Source organism: Bradyrhizobium sp. B025 (genome assembly GCF_042257955.1).
Taxonomy (GTDB): Bacteria; Pseudomonadota; Alphaproteobacteria; order Rhizobiales; family Xanthobacteraceae; genus Bradyrhizobium; species Bradyrhizobium diazoefficiens.
On record NZ_CP170150.1, the window covers coordinates 1,085,402 to 1,101,098 of the forward strand.

14 protein-coding genes, 1 tRNA gene and 6 pseudogenes are annotated in these 15,697 nt (G+C 59.7%); 15 read left to right on the forward strand and 6 right to left on the reverse strand.

Going from position 1 to position 15,697, the window contains the following annotated elements; genetic code table 11:
- Window positions 1-984, forward strand: a complete 984-nt coding sequence (locus ACE10W_RS05205) for an ATP-binding protein (protein ID WP_375762581.1) — start codon at window positions 1-3, stop codon at window positions 982-984.
- A complete protein-coding gene (locus ACE10W_RS05210) occupies window positions 981-3,470 on the forward strand; it encodes a hypothetical protein (protein ID WP_375762582.1) in 2,490 nt (829 codons plus the stop codon). Before ACE10W_RS05205 ends, ACE10W_RS05210 begins: the two co-directional genes overlap by 4 nt.
- Here the strand turns inward: ACE10W_RS05210 and ACE10W_RS05215 are convergent.
- Entirely contained in the window at window positions 3,457-4,062 is a 606-nt protein-coding gene (locus ACE10W_RS05215) for a hypothetical protein (protein WP_375762583.1), read from the reverse strand. The genes ACE10W_RS05210 and ACE10W_RS05215 overlap by 14 nt on opposite strands.
- A 98-nt stretch (window positions 4,063-4,160) precedes the next feature.
- On the opposite strand from ACE10W_RS05215, the gene ACE10W_RS05220 reads away from it, so the two are divergent.
- Window positions 4,161-4,406, forward strand: coding sequence for a hypothetical protein (locus tag ACE10W_RS05220; RefSeq protein ID WP_375762584.1), 246 nt, complete (start codon window positions 4,161-4,163; stop codon window positions 4,404-4,406).
- Between the two features lie 357 nt (window positions 4,407-4,763).
- Here ACE10W_RS05220 and ACE10W_RS05225 read toward each other — a convergent pair.
- Window positions 4,764-4,839, reverse strand: a tRNA-Ile gene (locus ACE10W_RS05225).
- Between the two features lie 524 nt (window positions 4,840-5,363).
- Between ACE10W_RS05225 and ACE10W_RS05230 the strand changes: the two genes are divergently transcribed.
- Window positions 5,364-5,525, forward strand: coding sequence for a hypothetical protein (locus ACE10W_RS05230; protein WP_162131541.1), 162 nt, complete (start codon window positions 5,364-5,366; stop codon window positions 5,523-5,525).
- 115 nt (window positions 5,526-5,640) lie between these two features.
- Here ACE10W_RS05230 and ACE10W_RS05235 read toward each other — a convergent pair.
- Window positions 5,641-6,400 (reverse strand): annotated as a pseudogene (locus ACE10W_RS05235) (IS6 family transposase).
- 243 nt (window positions 6,401-6,643) lie between these two features.
- Between ACE10W_RS05235 and ACE10W_RS05240 the strand changes: the two are divergent.
- Together ACE10W_RS05240 and ACE10W_RS05245 are read left to right on the forward strand one after the other, a co-directional pair.
- Window positions 6,644-8,506 carry an NEL-type E3 ubiquitin ligase domain-containing protein gene (locus ACE10W_RS05240; RefSeq protein WP_011084490.1) on the forward strand — a complete coding sequence of 621 codons (1,863 nt, stop codon included), beginning with the start codon at window positions 6,644-6,646 and terminating at the stop codon, window positions 8,504-8,506.
- A 149-nt stretch (window positions 8,507-8,655) separates the two neighbouring features.
- Window positions 8,656-8,868 (forward strand): annotated as a pseudogene (locus ACE10W_RS05245) (IS110 family transposase); the annotation flags it as partial.
- A 2-nt stretch (window positions 8,869-8,870) separates the two neighbouring features.
- Here ACE10W_RS05245 and ACE10W_RS05250 read toward each other — a convergent pair.
- Window positions 8,871-9,138 (reverse strand): annotated as a pseudogene (locus ACE10W_RS05250) (transposase); the annotation flags it as partial.
- A 26-nt stretch (window positions 9,139-9,164) separates the two neighbouring features.
- Here ACE10W_RS05250 and ACE10W_RS05255 point away from each other — a divergent pair.
- The 5 genes and pseudogenes from ACE10W_RS05255 to ACE10W_RS05275 all read left to right on the forward strand — a co-directional run bounded on the left by ACE10W_RS05255 (window position 9,165) and on the right by ACE10W_RS05275 (window position 12,024).
- Window positions 9,165-9,680 (forward strand): ABC transporter permease subunit, encoded by a 516-nt coding sequence (locus ACE10W_RS05255; RefSeq protein WP_028176066.1) that lies wholly within the window; start codon window positions 9,165-9,167, stop codon window positions 9,678-9,680.
- Entirely contained in the window at window positions 9,677-10,339 is a 663-nt protein-coding gene (locus tag ACE10W_RS05260; protein WP_011084494.1) for an amino acid ABC transporter permease, read from the forward strand. The genes ACE10W_RS05255 and ACE10W_RS05260 overlap by 4 nt, the downstream gene beginning before the upstream one ends.
- A gap of 143 nt (window positions 10,340-10,482) precedes the next feature.
- Window positions 10,483-11,261, forward strand: a pseudogene (locus tag ACE10W_RS05265) (IS5-like element ISBj2 family transposase).
- A gap of 74 nt (window positions 11,262-11,335) precedes the next feature.
- Window positions 11,336-11,737, forward strand: a pseudogene (locus ACE10W_RS05270) (TrbI/VirB10 family protein); the annotation flags it as partial.
- A complete protein-coding gene (locus ACE10W_RS05275) occupies window positions 11,734-12,024 on the forward strand; it encodes a DUF2274 domain-containing protein (protein ID WP_011084496.1) in 291 nt (96 codons plus the stop codon). The pseudogene ACE10W_RS05270 and the gene ACE10W_RS05275, both read left to right, overlap by 4 nt.
- On the opposite strand, the gene ACE10W_RS05280 is transcribed toward ACE10W_RS05275, so the two are convergent.
- Complete coding sequence (locus tag ACE10W_RS05280) at window positions 12,021-12,335, reverse strand: hypothetical protein (RefSeq protein ID WP_011084497.1); 315 nt, start codon at window positions 12,333-12,335, stop codon at window positions 12,021-12,023. The two genes, ACE10W_RS05275 and ACE10W_RS05280, sit on opposite strands and share 4 nt — an antisense overlap.
- A 7-nt stretch (window positions 12,336-12,342) precedes the next feature.
- A pseudogene (locus ACE10W_RS05285) lies at window positions 12,343-13,096 on the reverse strand (IS6 family transposase).
- 174 nt (window positions 13,097-13,270) lie between these two features.
- Between ACE10W_RS05285 and ACE10W_RS05290 the strand changes: the two are divergent.
- The 4 genes from ACE10W_RS05290 (at window position 13,271) to ACE10W_RS05305 (ending at window position 15,557) form a co-directional block, all read left to right on the forward strand.
- On the forward strand, window positions 13,271-13,459 hold the full coding sequence (locus ACE10W_RS05290) for a hypothetical protein (RefSeq protein WP_014498007.1): 189 nt from the start codon (window positions 13,271-13,273) through the stop codon (window positions 13,457-13,459).
- A 325-nt stretch (window positions 13,460-13,784) separates the two neighbouring features.
- Window positions 13,785-15,164 (forward strand): aspartate aminotransferase family protein, encoded by a 1,380-nt coding sequence (locus ACE10W_RS05295; RefSeq protein ID WP_035668747.1) that lies wholly within the window; start codon window positions 13,785-13,787, stop codon window positions 15,162-15,164.
- 55 nt (window positions 15,165-15,219) lie between these two features.
- Window positions 15,220-15,450 (forward strand): dTDP-4-dehydrorhamnose 3,5-epimerase family protein, encoded by a 231-nt coding sequence (locus ACE10W_RS05300; RefSeq protein ID WP_370141017.1) that lies wholly within the window; start codon window positions 15,220-15,222, stop codon window positions 15,448-15,450.
- Window positions 15,360-15,557 (forward strand): dTDP-4-dehydrorhamnose 3,5-epimerase family protein, encoded by a 198-nt coding sequence (locus ACE10W_RS05305; protein WP_018648901.1) that lies wholly within the window; start codon window positions 15,360-15,362, stop codon window positions 15,555-15,557. The genes ACE10W_RS05300 and ACE10W_RS05305 overlap by 91 nt, the downstream gene beginning before the upstream one ends.
- Window positions 15,558-15,697: the final 140 nt, after the last annotated feature.

Sequence of the window (15,697 nt, forward strand, 5' to 3'; positions counted from 1 at the left end):
ATGTCCAACAAGGTTACTCGCGCGAAAATCTGGACCGAATTCCAGTTGATGCGCATCGAGCACGGGCGGCTGCCCGTCGCGCACAAGATCTTTGACGATCTCAGGGAAGCGCGACGGAAGGCCCCGCTTGAACCACAGCAATTCGCCGCCCTCTTTGCGCCTACGCACAGCGGCAAGTCGATGGCCGTTCGCATGTACCGGGAAACCGTCGTTGCGGCAGAGGCGATTGAGCGTGGCCTGTTCCCCGCGACCATGGACCGCAAGGAGATCGCGAACGCGCAGCGGATCGTCCTGCATATCACGCTGGAAGGTGTCACCAGCATCAAGAACCTGGCGGAAGAAATCCTGCTGTGCTTCGGAGTCAAGGAAAAGGGCTCGACGAACAGCCTGCTCAAGCTGGCGTACGACTACTTGAAGAAGTTCGAGGTCGAACTGCTCATCATCGACGAGGTGCAGCATCTGAAGACGACCAAGGAAAAGAACAAGTTCGCGGAATTGAGGGAGGGAGAAACCGCGCTCACGAACACCTTCAAGACGATGCTGATCCGGGGATTGGTCCCCATGGTGTTCATCGGCATCACGGAGGCTCGCCCGCTCGTTTTCAACGACGAACAGCTCGCCGACCGGTGTCTCGTGGAGATCGATTACGACTGCCTGGATTTCGCGGTCAAGGCCGAGCGCGATATCTTTCTGGATTACTGCGGTCGCGTCGGCCTCAAGTTGAAGCAGCACGGTCTGTTCGAAGAAGCCTCCAATTTCCTTGCCCAGGGCATCCCGGCATGCCTTCACGCCGCCAGCACGGGAAGGATCGGGATCGTGTCGCGCATCGTCATGCAGGCGGCGACCTTCGCGGCGGAAGAAGGTGCTCCCCAGGTACTTCGCGAGCACCTCAAGAAGGCCGTCGACGCCTGGGCCATTCCTCGCAAAGTGACCGACTACAATCCTTTCCGTGATGGCGTTCGCCAGCTCGAGATTCTGAAATGACGTTCATCGTTCCGGTCGAGCCCTATCCCGACGAGAGCCTGGCGGGACTCATCGTGAGAGCGACGGCGATGAATTTTCGTCGAAATCCGCTAATGGCGCTTCGGAGACTTGGGATCGTCACGACCCGGCCAGCTTCGCTGTGCGTCCGATCCCCGACCTTGTCCAAGAAGATAGCTGGAATGGTCGGATCGTGTGACGTGGAGACGATTGCCCGTAAGTTCCACGTACCGATAGAGGGAAGGGCCGGCTGGTCGGACTTTTTCGGAGAGCCGCTTCGCGATCTCTACCGGGAAGTGAAGAAGAGGCGGGTGGCGCCCGGTGCGTTGAAGAGCGGCGAATACGTTCGGGCGCCGTGGTCCTTGAGGCCGTTCTCGTTCGACCCTGTGACCAAAGAAGGGCTGATCGATACCTGTCCGCAGTGCCGATGCCCCCTCGGCTGGACCCTCACCTACGGCATTGCCTTCTGTGACCATTGCAGCCGTCCGGAGGAGTTCATGCACTGGACGTGGCACTATCCCGGCTTGGATCTGCGCGATTTTCCTCAGCCGAAGGTGGAGGTGGAGGACGAGGAGGCTCTCGATTTCGTAACCGGATTGATCGATCCGTTTCCGGGACGCAAGGAGGCGGCCAGACGGCTCGTTCCCGAAATCTGGTCGGCCGTCGGCAACGGCGACTTGTTCGAGGTCGCCATGAGCCTCGCCAGCATGCTCAACGCCGAACGTTGGCACTTCAAGCAGACCCTTTCTCGCCGCCGGAGAACCGTTTCCCGGTGGGAAGACAGCATCACACCTCGCATGCTGTCGGTCGCCGGCCGCGCCATCATCGACGGTCAAGCGGGTTTCGAGGAGTTTGGCGACATCCTCCTGCGCGAGGGAGCACAGAAGCCGCGCGAGACGACGTACGGCAAGGGAAACGAGATCGGCCCCCTGGGGACGAGCGACAAAATCCTCTGCATCGAGGCTCGCAAAGTGATCGGCCGCATGGCGGAAGCCTACATGGTGTCCCGCAAGGATCCTGACATGCGGACGCTGAGCCAGCTCGCAAAGAAATACGGCACCACCCGGACGGCCCTGACGAAGCTTGCAGGAAGCCGTTTGATCCCGACCGTCATCCACGATCACCTCGAGAAGGCTCCTGTCTTGATGTCCGACTCGGCGCTCGCTCCGCTCATTCGTCAGATGAGAAGCATGGTTTCCGCGGTATCGGCTGCTCCGAGGATCGGCGTGCACCGGATGCATCTGCCCGATCTGGAGAAGCGTGGCCTCCTCACGCGCGTGGACGGTCCCGTGTTGAAGCTGGTGAAATCGGACGCCTACTACACCAAGGAATCGCTCGATTCGCTCGTCAAGAAGCTCGGGGGCCGGGAGGTCGAAGGCGGAAATCCCGTTCGGCTGAGAGTGGCGCTGCGAGCGCTGAAGTGCCGCCACGTGCCGTGGGCGGAGTTGGTTGTCGCGATCGCCGATGGCCGCCTGAAGGTCGTTTCGCTCAAGGCCTCCGGAAGCCTCGGCGAGCGGTTGGCTGTCGCCGATCTCGATGCGCTGGCCGAGGTTATTCGATCGGGACCGGACTCCGGCCAGCGACCCGCTTCGGAATGGGTCGGGAATTCGACGGTCGCGGAGATTTTGGGGACGAACGAAGCCGCGGTATGGCGACTGCTGCGGCTCGGCCATTTGAAGCACCACGAAGGGGCGCCGCCCTACATGCCTTTCAGGCGCGCGGAAGTCGAGCGGTTGGCGCGGAATGTGATCTTCGCCCCTGAAGTCGTTCGGGTTGGTTCGTTCCGCACGTACCGAGAGGCGTCCGCATGGCTGACCTCCAAGAACCTGGCTCCCATCGTTGAACTGAAGGAGGGCGGATGGAAGATGTATGCCCGTGGGGCCGTCGAGCGGCTGTTGAAGGAGCGCGAAAAGCCGGCGCCGCCGAACCCCGCATCGAACCTGCGGCCGAGACCCAAGGGCGTTCTCCATGGAGAGAAGTCTCCGGAAGGACGTGCCGCCAAGGCCCAGGAGCGCAAGGATTTATCGCGCGTCGGTCACGCAACTGCGGCATCCATCTTGGGCTGCACTATCTTTGCCGTGCAGCGACTGGCGCAGATGGGCAAGCTGCGGGACTCGAGGGGAGTGACTCCCTACAGCCGTGCGGAGTTGGAGGCGCTGCGAGGTGAGATCATTTTCCTCCCGGAGATGATGCGTTTGGGTGGCTGGCGTTCGCGTAGAGGAGTGAACGGTTGGCTCAGTCGGGAACGGCTTCAGCCGCTGTTCTACTTGAAGAAGCCCGCCGAGGTTCCCGCGTTCTGCCGCGTCTCGGTCGAGAGCCGCTTGGCGAAGCCGATCACCATCGGCAACGCATATCCCAGGGAGATAAAGCGCGGGCTGCTGGACATGGTCGCAAAGGGAGCGAGCGTGCATGTCGCTTCGAAAGTGCTTTCGGTGACGTACACGACCGCGAAAGCTTGGGTGCGCGAAAGCCGGGCTACCTCTTCCTGAGGCCGGGCACCAGCTCGGGAGGCATGCTGGGAAAGTCCATCTTCTGGCGCGGAGACAACTTGCCCGGCCGACCTTCCGCCTCCTTGAGCCGCTTGATCCACACGCGCGACATGAGGATCCTGTCCGGCTGGATGGACTCGTCGATCGGGCGGCGGGCGTATGCGGGGATGAGGTGGAGGATAAAGGGTTTGACGGCGCGGACCTCGTTCATCGAGGCCCTGTTCTCATGGATTTCCAAGGCCCATCGATGGAGATGTTCGATCAAGACGAAGATCTCCGCCAGGGCGGCGCCCCGGAACGAGGGAACTCCGCTTCTGTATCGTTGTGAGGCTTCCCTCTCGGCGAACAACTGACCGAAATGAGCTTCGAGTACCTTGACGCGCTGGGTGATGGTGCCGCGATTCTTCAGTCCTGCCGTCGTGGCTGCCCGTTCGAACGCTCCTATCGGATGAAACAGGCATTCATCGACCACTGTGATCCACAGGAAGAGATCTGCCAGCGAGAGCGGAGGAGGCCGCGTCCGGCTCTTTTCCTGGGGCGTCCCTCGAGGGCGCTTTCTGGATTTCGCGCCTTTCGCGTCAGATTTTGCCACGGTGCTCCCCACTAATCCCCGCGGTAGCCTACGCGGAGAACGTGAGCAGTGTCCTAACGAGTCCTTGGGATTCGGTGCGCCCGTGCGTGATTCAAGACATGAATCATCCTGACATCGACATTGCGACCAGGGCGACTACAGTGAGCGGGCAACCGCAGGAGCTTCAGATGTACGTCGCCTGGTCGATCTTGAACGAGCTTTACGGACTGATCGTCTGGTTGCAGAGCGGTCTCGGAACGGGCGCGAGCATGATCGGCTTCGCCGAGGCCAGCCGCGAGGATCTGATCGGTCGCGAGACCGCTGCTGAGCTTGCGACCGCTCTCGAAATTCCGAGATCGGATTGATGTGCTGCCTTGCGTCGAGCTGGGCGTCCGTCTTGATGTGCCGCACCTCGGACCGCTCGGTCCTGGCGAGCTAAAACCGGCCTAGCCAAGCCGACAACTCAATCCGAAAAACAAGACGCCCGGCGACCAAGCGGTCCCCGGGCGTCTTGTTTTGGAGTTCGCCGGGAGGCCAATCTCGACGTGGCTGTCGACTGCCGCCAAAATGTGCCTTTCGACTCGCGATTCCTTGGATTTGCTTGGAATCGAATCGCGATTTTATGGAATTGCGTCAAATCGACTCGCAATTCTTTGGAAATCGACTCGCGATTCTTTGGAATCGACTCGCTCTAAATTTGGAGGGACACAATTTGAACTCACTGGTGGGCCCGGCAGGACTCGAACCTGCAACCAGACCGTTATGAGCGGCCGGCTCTAACCATTGAGCTACAGGCCCCGCTGCGGGCGACCGCTCAAAGACGGCCGGCAACGGTGCGCGGCCCGTTTACAGGATAGCCGGCATTCCGGCAATGCCAATTGAAAGAGGCGATTGGGTCCCGCTTTGGCGCTCGCGTCGCTTTATCGGAGCAAAGCTGGAGGGGCCCTTAAGACGTACGGGCTGTCAAGCATGGAAGCGCTGAGCTGACCGAGACAGCCCAGCCTTGCGAAACGGAGTTGACACGGCTCAAAGAGATGCAGGCCAAAACTCGCGAGAGCGATCTTCAAATCTAAGGTCGTAAGGTTGTAAGAAAACGGCGCATTGAAAACTACCATACGCGCGTGAATGTAACCGACCATCTCTCGGACCACGGCTCCGTTCTTCTGTTCGACAAACGCCTGGTCGTTCTTGCGGTAAGGCCGGCATTCTAGGCCGGTCATTCCGACAAGATCGATCTCCTCCACGAGGCGTTCGGCCACGGAAGGTCCGATTGTCAGACGTAGACCATCGTCGGTTCGGGCAACGCGGAGTCTGAGGCCTTCGTGCCTATCCATGACATGGGCAAGGCCATGCTCGAGCACTCGGATATTCAGGATTCCGCCGGGCAAGAAGAACAGATCGCCGATGCACGTGGAGGCGAGCAGGCCAAGGGCTACATGGTGGCCTGGGTCATCGATCGCGCCGATGCAGGCGCCACCAGATGACATTGGTGATTCAAACTCATCGGTTCGACGCTGATCGTAAGCGCAGCTCTGCGGCGCTTTAATTGGCGCTTGACGTCTGTTTGATCACGGTGTGTCCTGGCACGGCATCGTCAACTTAATCGACCGCCGAGCCGAAGGAGGCGATTCTCAGAGGTCGAGAGTCGGCGATAGCGCTTGTCATGGAGATCTCGCGCCAAGTCGCAAAGGCTCGCTCGCGCGAAGCACGACGGAAGTCGGCGGTGGCGGCTCCGGGATAGGGGATGTGGAAAAGGTTCGCGACCTGATCGTGAACGGACAGAAACCGTTGAGCCTGACGGGACGATTTGAAGCGCGTCATGATCCGCTCGCGTCGCCGCGTCGGCTGATGAGAATTCTCGGCCCGATTGTTGAGAGCTTTGTGCTGGCGATGTTCGACGTGTAAGCCCATCTTCGCCCTCGCAGCGCCGTACGAACGCAGCTTATCCGTGATCATAACGCGCGGCGGCGTGCCGGCGGATTTCAAGAGCTTCTTCATGAGCCGCTGCGCAGCGCGCGTCTCTTCGACGCTGGATCAAGACGTCGAGAACGAAACCATTCTGGTCGACAGCGCGCCAGAGCCAATGTTGTTCGCCCGCGATCGAGATAACGACCTCGTCCAGATGCCATTTGTCACCGCGGGCGGGAGCGCGCTGGCGGATCCGATCGGAGAACGGCTTGCCGAATTTCCGTCCCCACTGGGGCACGGTTTCATAGGTCACGCCAATGCCACGCGCCGCCAGCATTTCCTCGACCATGCGCAAGCTTAAGGGAAACCGGAAATACAACCAAACGGCATAGCTGATCACTTCCGGTGGGAAGCGATGGCGGCGATAAAGAGGGTCCTTGGCAGTCCGCATGCCGCTCGTCTACCCCCTCCGCCGCTCCAATTCGTTAACTTGACGGTACCCTCTGACCTCATCTGGCTCAAGCCGAAAGGCTGCACCGAATCGAAGCCGAACTCCTTCACAAATTGCGCAGATCGCTTCCTCAACATGGTTCAACGCTCGTCAGCTCGACGTAAGCTAAATGTCTTAGAGGCTGCAACGTTCGATGTGGGCCGAGAGGTCGCATAATTTGCTCAGTCCGACAAGGAGCAGGAAATGGATCCCTTTGATGCAGGGCAGGCTCAGCGCGGTAATGGCAGCACCGAATCTTCCGGCCGCGAGGACCGGGAAGGTGAGGAGGCGCAGTGGGTTGGAGTCTTGACCCACGCGGTGCTCGCCGCTGACGATCCGGCAAATCTCGGGGATTCTGCTCCTGCGGAGGGGGGGCACGACCAGATGCTGGAGGAGTGGGCTGCCGAAGAGGGGCAGAACCCGCTCGAGGATCGACAAGAGGCTGTAAGGCGAGTGAATGCTTGGAATCAGGGCGAGCTGAATCTTGCAATGCTGCGCCTCACCAGCCTGCCTCCACTTCCAGCCGGGCTCCACTCGCTCGACGCGTCCTTCAACCGGCTGACCAGTCTGCCCGAGACTCTCCCTGACGCGCTCAATTCGCTCAATGTTAATGGGAATCAGTTGGTCAGCTTGCCCGCGCTTCCGGCCGGGCTCGCCTTGCTGGACGTGTGGAGCAATCGGCTCACCAGCCTGCCTGAGACCCTCCCGGCCGCGCTCGAGGGCCTCAACGTCGGCAACAACCAATTGACGAGCCTGCCCGAGGCCCTCCCGGCCAGGCTCGAAAGCCTTGACGTTAGTGTAAACCAATTGACGAGCCTGCCCGAGACTCTCCCGGCCAGTCTCGGAAGCCTTGACGTTGGTGTAAACCAATTGACGAGCCTGCCCGAGACTCTCCCGACCAGTCTCGGAAGACTTTACCTTAACGATAACCAGCTAACCAGCCTACCCACGGGCTTGCTAACGCAGTTGGGGGCTGCTGCGGAGGTGGTTGTGTCTGGCAATCCGCTGCCCCAGGAGATGCTGATGAACCTGGACACAATCCAAAGTACCGATGGGTATGCCGGCCCGAGGGTCGTCTTTGATTTGTCTGAGACGCACGAAGATCAGTGGGAGGACGCCGCCGTTGCGCCGTTTCCTCTCGAGACAGTAGCTGCGGAGTCTCTTCCCGAGGCAGTAGCGGACTGGCTCAACGGGGATCCGAAGGAGGGCGATCCCGAGGTGGTGGCCAAGTGGCAGAGCTTTGCAGAAGAACCCGGTGCCCAGCAATACGCAGACTTCCTCAACGGGCTGCGGAATACCGTGAACTCTGGGAACGAAGGATTCCAGCAGGGGGTGGCCAATGATCTGCGGCAGGCAGCGGCCAACCCGCAATTGCGCGCGCAGTACTTCCAGCTTGCTCTTGACGCCAACGAGAGCTGCGCGGATCGCAGAACTTTGACCTGGAACGGCATGCAAACCGCGCGCCTGATCGCCAACGTCGAGAACGGGCTCTATGACAATAACGAGGGGGTAGCGGCCCTCGTTGATCTAGGCCGTGTCATGTTCCGCTTGGAGGCACTGGGGGGGATCGCGCGCGAGAAGGTCCAATCGCTCCGCACAGGCGGCACCATCAACAACGTCGACGAAATCGAGGTCTACCTTGCCTATCAGGCCACGCTGCGCGAGCGGCTGGGGCTGCAGCACATCGCCCCGGACATGAACTACTTCTACGACTCTCACCTCACCGAGGAAGACATTGACAGGGCTGAGACGTCTGTGCGGAGCAAGGAGGCGACGGGGTTCGCCGACTATTTGGCGACGGACTGGAAACCTTGGGACGATGTGGTGCTCCGCATTGAACCGGAACACCATGCCACGATGGAGGAAAAGCTCGCCGATGCCTTGGAGGAGGAGTTCCCGGGCCGACTGAAGCAAAAGCTCGTTGAAGCGGGACTGATCGGCGCTGAGGCCGATGTCGTTGCGGATGCCGAGCGGGAGTTCGGACCCCAGGTCAGCAAGGACATCGCTCGCGAGATCAAGGGTGCTCTGAGGGACACGGTGCTCAACAAACGCGGCCTCAGTCTGTGAAGCGGCGTCTGCTGCTTGACCACGCGGTCCTTCATCCAGATCGAAGGATCAAGCAACTGCCTGAGCGAGGTATTGGTTCAACCGCAGCGGCGGAAACTGAACTGCGACGGCTGATCAGCCATTATGCTGTGAAGCGGCAGTAGTGCTTTGGCAAGACCAAGGCCGTGACCGCCACGGCCCGGAAGATCGCAGTTCTGTTCTACAATGCTGTGCGATACGGAATGGACTATGTCGATCCCGGGGCCTCGTCCTACGAGACGCGCTACCGGACGCGAGTGGTCAACAATTTGCAGCGGCGTGCCAAGGCATTCGGCTTTGTTCACCTGCCCTTGGAGCCGAAAGTAGATGCTGCCGTTTCTTAGGAATCGTTCTCAAGCGTCAGCTCCCCGATCTTGGCGTGCAGCGTTTTCACGTCCCCCGCGGGCTCGCTCGTTCTGTTGCCACCGCGAGGACCAAAGACCTCGGCCGCCGCTTCCTGAAGCTGGGACTTCCACTGCGTGATCCGGTTCGGATGCATGTCGAAATGCTCAGCCAGCTCGGCCAGCGTCATCTCGCCCTTGATCCTTGATCGCCGCTAACGCCACCTTGGCCTTGAATGCGAGTGCGTGCTGCCGGCGGGCTCGTCTGCTCATCGTCTCTCCTGATTCGCGGGACAATCTTGCCCGCCGTCAGGCAGAAACTCCACTCATCGCCCTGTCCAGATTTCCGGAGCCAGCTCTTTCTGTTCTACGCGCTACCCGACATAGGCATCCGTCTGACGCCGTTCGAGACTTCCTGGCTAGCGCTCGCATTGTGGGGCGGTGCTTATCAAACGGAGGTCTTCAGGGCCGCATTCGAAGCTGTGCCGAAAGGCGAAGTGACGGCAGCTCGCGCTCTCGGCTTGCCGGCGTTCCAGACCTTTCTTGACATCACACTCCCGATCGCGTTGCGCATCGCGATCACCGGAACAACAACCACGGCGATCACGCAGTTCAGGTCGTCCTCCTTCATGATCGTCGTCGGCTATCAGGAATTGACCTATGTCGCCAACCGGATCGTGTCAGATACGTTTAAAGTGTTTGAGACCTTCGGAATCGCTTGTCTCATGTACCTGCTGGTGTGCAGCATCCTAAGCGCTTTGTCTCGTACGTTCGAGCGCAGGCTCGCGGTTCCGGGGCTGGGAGTAGTTAAATGACCAACTGGGTTTGGCCTGTCACCCTTTACCTTGGTAAGAGCCTTTTGGTTACTTTGTGGATCTCGCTGCTCACCGTCATTTTGGCGACAATCCTTGGTCTCCTGATCGCGGCGCTGTCGCAAAGCACGCTCACGTTCGCGCGCTTTGTCGGACGGCTTTACGTTGAGTTGTTCCGCGGCGTGCCGTCGCTTATGATACTCCTCTTCGTGTTCTTTGCCCTTCCGCAAATTGGTCTCCGCACGGGCCCACTCACGGCCGCAATAATCGGATTGGGGCTCTGGGGCGGGGCGAACATCGGTGAGGTCTTTCGAGGCGCCTTGGATTCAATTCCACATCGCCAAGAGCAGGGCGCCCGAGCGCTTGGCTTGAGCGCAACGGAAGCGCTTGTGTTCGTCATTTTGCCACAAGCATTTCGGCGTGCGTTGCCGCCCTACGTCGGGCAGCTCACCGTTCTCGTCCAGGCGAGTGCACTGACGTCCGTTGTTGGGGTGTCGGATCTCTTGGGATCGGCGCGTCAAATGATAGAAAGACTAGCGTATGTCGGAACCGGAGACTCACACGCCATCGAGATCTATCTGGGCGTGCTGAGCATATTCTTTGTGATCTGCTACGCGTTGAGCGGGCTGGCCAGTATGATCGAACGCTGTCTTCGAGTCTGAAAACAATTCCTAGTCGATCGAAACCTTCTAGGGAAAGGCAATTGCGCCGTTTGAGCGAACCCGCTCGACTCCATCGAGCGCTTTGCGCGGAGACATGTTCTAGGGTCTGTACCTAAATAGCGCCACGTGATTCTCTTGCCTACGTGTTGATTCGGGGGCGAGAGAATGCGCGCTGGTTTGTTTTGGCTGAACGACAGGCAATGGGCGCGTATCGAACCGCATCTGCCGAGGGGACTGACGGGGCCGGATCGGGACGACGACCGACGCATCGTCAGCGGCATCATTCACATGCTGCAATCGGGTGCACGATGGCGTGATTGTCCACGTGAATACGGCCCTTACACGACGATCTACAATCGCTTCAATCGCTGGGCCAAGCGAGGACGATGGTGCGCAATCTTCGAAGCGCTGGCCAAGCCTGGCGAAGACGGCGTCGTACTGTCGCTCGACTCGACCTCGATTAAAGCTCACCGGTGTGCCTCCGGCGGAAAAGGGGGGAGCACAATCAAGCAATCGGCCGCTCGCGCGGAGGCCGCACGACAAAAATCCATGCGCTGAGCGATCCGCTCTGCCGGCCGGTCGTCCTGCATCTGACTCCAGGCCAGGATGCCGATATCGCTGCGGCTCCCGATGTCCTGGCGCTCGCGCCACCCATGAGCGTGCTCCTCGCCAAGGGTATGATGGCGACAAGCTTCGCGGCGCAATCATTCGTCGTGGCGCCAAGCCCGTAATCCCCAATAAATCTAACCGTGTCGTCATCCATCGCTTCAACAAACGCGCCTACAAAGGACGAAATGTCATCGAACGCTGCTTTGGCAGGCTCAAGGACTTCCGGCGCATCGCCACGCGATATGACAAGCTCGCCCGTAATTTTTTGGCCGCTGTTCATCTCGCCGCTCTCGTCGCATATTGGCTCAATTGAGTCTGGACCCTAGTTCAAGCAAAGCCCAAACTGCACCGAGAGCGCGCCCACGCCAGTCAGATCATCGCCTAAAAAGCGGCCGTGCGGACGGCCAGAGTCGAATCCTCTTGGTCTGGACTCGCATCATCATACCGGACGGCAACTCGATCGTGCTGGAGCGCCAGCCGGGCGCCGACAGTGGTGGTTATGCCGGACTCGAGGACGATGTCGACAACCACTGGGGCATGCTATTCAAGGCCGCCGTTCTCTCGACCATGCTCAGCGTCGGAGCAGAGGCGGCACGAGCCAAATGAGAACAACCTCGTTCAAGCGATCCGTAGCGGTGCGTCCATCAGCATCAGCCAGACCGGCCAATTGGTCGTGCAGCGTCAGCTCAACATCCAGCCGACGCTGACCATCCGGCCAGGTTTCCGGTCCGCGTGATCGGCACGCGCGATTTGGTGCTGGCGCCCTACAGCAATGGAGGAGCGCCATGACGAAGCTCAAGCTTGGGCCGCTTGAAGACGACAAGCCAGTCAAGCTCACGACCGAGCTGCCGGCGGCGGTCTTTAGGGATCTCAGAAGCTACGCCGAGATCCTGACGCATAGCGTAGGTCTGATGACGCGGACCGAGCCTGCTAAACTGATTGCGCCGATGATCGAGCGTCGCATGGCGACCGACCGCGCCTTCGCGAAAGCACGGCGAAATACACTCAGCTCGCACCTCGGTCATAGCGTTCACGACGCAGGTCAAGAAACGGACGCAACGATGGATTGCCGTTAGCTTGCCGCCAGTAAGCGCGAAAGCTGAGCACAGGGTTTGCCGGTTCGGGAAGGCAAGGCGTCCAGCCATAAGATGTATTGGCCGAACAATTCGGTCGTCAAATCGGCCGGCGCCTGAACCCTGCCGCTATCGGCGAGAAAGCGGGCAAAGAACTTCAGTGCTTTCCAGCATTGGTGACGCGTGCTAGGTGACGACGATGCATGATGCCCCCGGAACGCCTCGGCATAGGGAGCAACAAATTCGGCTGGAAGATTGGGTTGCCCGAGGTCGAACCGCTGCGCCGGTTCGCCCCACGCATCCCGGAACGGCATCGTCAACTTAATCGACCGCCGAGCCGAAGGCGGCGATTCTCAGAGGTCGAGATTCGGCGATAGCGCTTGTCATGGAGATCTCGCGCCAAGTCGCAAAGGCTCGCTCGCGCGAAGCACGACGGAAGTCGGCGGTGGCGGCTCCGGCATAGGGGATGTGGAAAAGGTTCGCGACCTGATCGTGAACTGACAGAAAGCGTTGAGCCTGATGGGACGATTTGAAACGCTTCATGATCCGCTCGCGTCGGCTGATGAGAATTTTCGGCCCGATTGTTGAGAGCTTTGTGCTGGCGATGTTCGACGTGAAAGCCCATCTTCGCCCTCGCAGCGCCGTACGAACGCAGCTTATCCGTGATCATCACGCGCGGCGGCGTGCCGGCGGATTTCAAGAGCTTCTTCATGAGAAGCTGCGCAGCGCGCGAGTCTCTTCGGCGCTGGATCAAGACGTCGAGAACGAAGCCATCCTGGTCGACAGCGCGCCAGAGCCAATGTTGTTCGCCCGCGATCGAGATAACGACCTCGTCCAGATGCCATTTGTCACCGCGGGCGGGAGCGCGCTGGCGGATCCGATCGGAGAACGGCTTGCCGAATTTCCGTCCCCACTGGCGCACGGTTTCATAGGTCACGCCAATGCCACGCGCCGCCAGCATTTCCTCGACCATGCGCAAGCTTAAGGGAAACCGGAAATACAACCAAACGGCATAGCTGATCACTTCCGGTGGGAAGCGATGGCGGCGATAAAGAGGGGCCCGGGCGGTCGGCATGCCGGTCGTCTACCCCATCGGCCACCCCTATTCGTTAACTTGACGGTGCCGGTTGGGAGTGAGCCTACAAGCTTTGGCAGGCGACCAACTCAACGAGTTAAGGTATTCTGGGGCAAACTCGGTCGCAGATCACCGCGCAAAGCCGGGACACCGACCAGATCAAGGAGATCACTGATGGCCCACAAGAAACTGGTCAATCAGAGCGGGTTGTTGCTTACAGTGTTACTCATCACGCGTGTTGGCTCGGAGCCCAACCAGTCCGTGACGACGCGCGGCAGCAGCTGGGATAACGTGCTAAACACACATGACACGCTGGCCTTTAGCGGAGCGGACGGCCTGAACGTGGTGGGCTCGAATACGTAACCGCGGTCCACGGCGCTACGACCACCGACTCTCTACGGCCTGAACGCCGCCGGCAGTTTGATGGAAGCTCCCGTCGGCGACTAACGCGTCCCGGAAATCCGACGCTTTGTCGTGCTGAACATCGTCACCTTTCTGTGATCACTTCCAGACAGTGCGTCGCGCCGCCAGTTAAGCCTGTGGTCAGGCATAGGCAAAAGCGAATCCCTTTAAAGCGATCGTCAACGACGACTATCGCAAGGCCCAGAGAAGCCGGAAACGGACCGGCGCTTCCCCACATGATGCTCCGGTCCCTATCCAATTCTGAACCGATGATGTGACGCCGACCATGCTGCCCAGTTCTCAACAGGCCCGAGATGTGGCCTATCAGCTTCACGCCTATACCAACGCGCGGTCGCACCAACGGGCCGGGCCGCTCATAATTGAACGCGGCGAGGGCCCCTACGTCTTCGACACGGCAGGAAAACGCTACCTCGATGCGATGGCCGGTCTCTGGAGTGCGGGTCTTGGCTTCAGCGAAAAGCGGCTTATCGAAGCCGCGCATCGCCAGATGCAAATCCTGCCATTCTATCATACCTTCGCATCACGATCGAATGGGCCTTCCATCGCGCTTGCCGAGAAGCTGGTGAAGATGTCTCCGGTGCCAATGAGTAAGGTGTTCTTCACAAATTCCGGCTCGGAAGCGAACGATACGGTGTTGAAGCTGATCGCCTATCGATCGAATGCAGCGGGCCAGCCTCAGCGCAAGAAGGTCATCAGCCGGTTGCGCGGCTATCACGGCGTCACGATCGGTGCGGCAAGCCTGACCGGATTTCCAGACAACCACCGCTCTTTCGATCTGCCGCTCCCCAACATTATGCACACGGGCTCCCCCCATTTCTACAAGGACAGCCGTGCGGGCGAATCGGAGGAGACCTTTGCTACGCGTCGGGCCGAGGAGCTCGAGTCGCTGATTCAGCGCGAAGGTGCCGATACCATTGCAGCATTCTTCGGTGAGCCTGTCATGGGCGCGGGCGGCGTCATCGTTCCGCCGCCGACTTACTGGGACAAAATTCAAAGTGTGCTAAAAAAGCATAGCATCCTTTTGGTCGCTGATGAGGTGATTTGCGGCTTTGGCCGGACAGGAAAAATGTTCGGTTGCGAAACCTACAACATCGCGCCCGATGTAATCGTGGTGTCGAAGCAGCTCACGTCCAGTTATTTTCCGTTATCTGCGATCATAATGAATGACTACATGTTCGAACCAATCGCGGACGAGAGCAATAAGGTTGGACTGCTGGCTCATGGCTTCACGGGCGGTGGTCACCCGGTCGGAGCCGCCGTAGCGCTCGAAAACCTCAAACTCATCGAGGAGCGGGGTCTGATTGCGAACGTTGGCCGCATCGGGGCCTACATGCAGGAACGGCTGCGCACGCTCGTTGACCATCCACTCGTTGGGGAGGTCCGTGGCGTTGGCCTTATTGCGGCAATCGAGCTGGTGCTGGACAAGAAACGGAAAGTCGCCGCTACTACTCCGGGCGATGTTGGCAGCATTGCGAGCCGGTTGCTGCACGAGCGAGGGATCATCGTGCGGAATGTAGACGATGCATTGTCGATATGCCCACCTCTGATCGTCAACAAGGATCAAATCGACGAGCTCATCGACGGGATCACGGGCATGCTCCACGATCTTAAGGCGACTGTAGTTAATTGTCGCGAGCCTCACTAGCGTTCACTCAACTCCGCTTAGTGCGCCGCGAGTCCGATTGTCTGGACATCCATCAATGAGGGGCAAGGTGCTCGACCTCGCGGTCGACGTCCGCGTCCGGAGCCCGAATTTCGGACGCTACGTTGCCGCCGAATTAAGCGAGCATAACCGGCGGCAACTATGGGTTCCGCGCGGATTCGCGCACGGTTTCGTTGTGTGCTCTCAGAGACCGCGGACTTTTTCTACAAATGCGATGATTTCTATAATCCGGAGAACGAGGTTTCGATCCGCTGGGACGACCCGGTGATCGGTATAAACTGGGGTATCAAAAAGCCGTCGCTCTCGGCCAAGGACGCGGCCGCGCCGCTGCTTGCCGACATCCAAAACTTCCATTGTACGGGCGGATACTGGTGACGGGAACCCGCGGGCAGGTCGGAGGTGCATTGATGCCCGCAGGTAAAGGGGATCGAGGCTGAAGTATTGGAAGGTTGAGGAACACGAACCGGTTCACCCGCATCGGAGGGCTGAAATGTCGCCTCCGTCTACACGGCTTA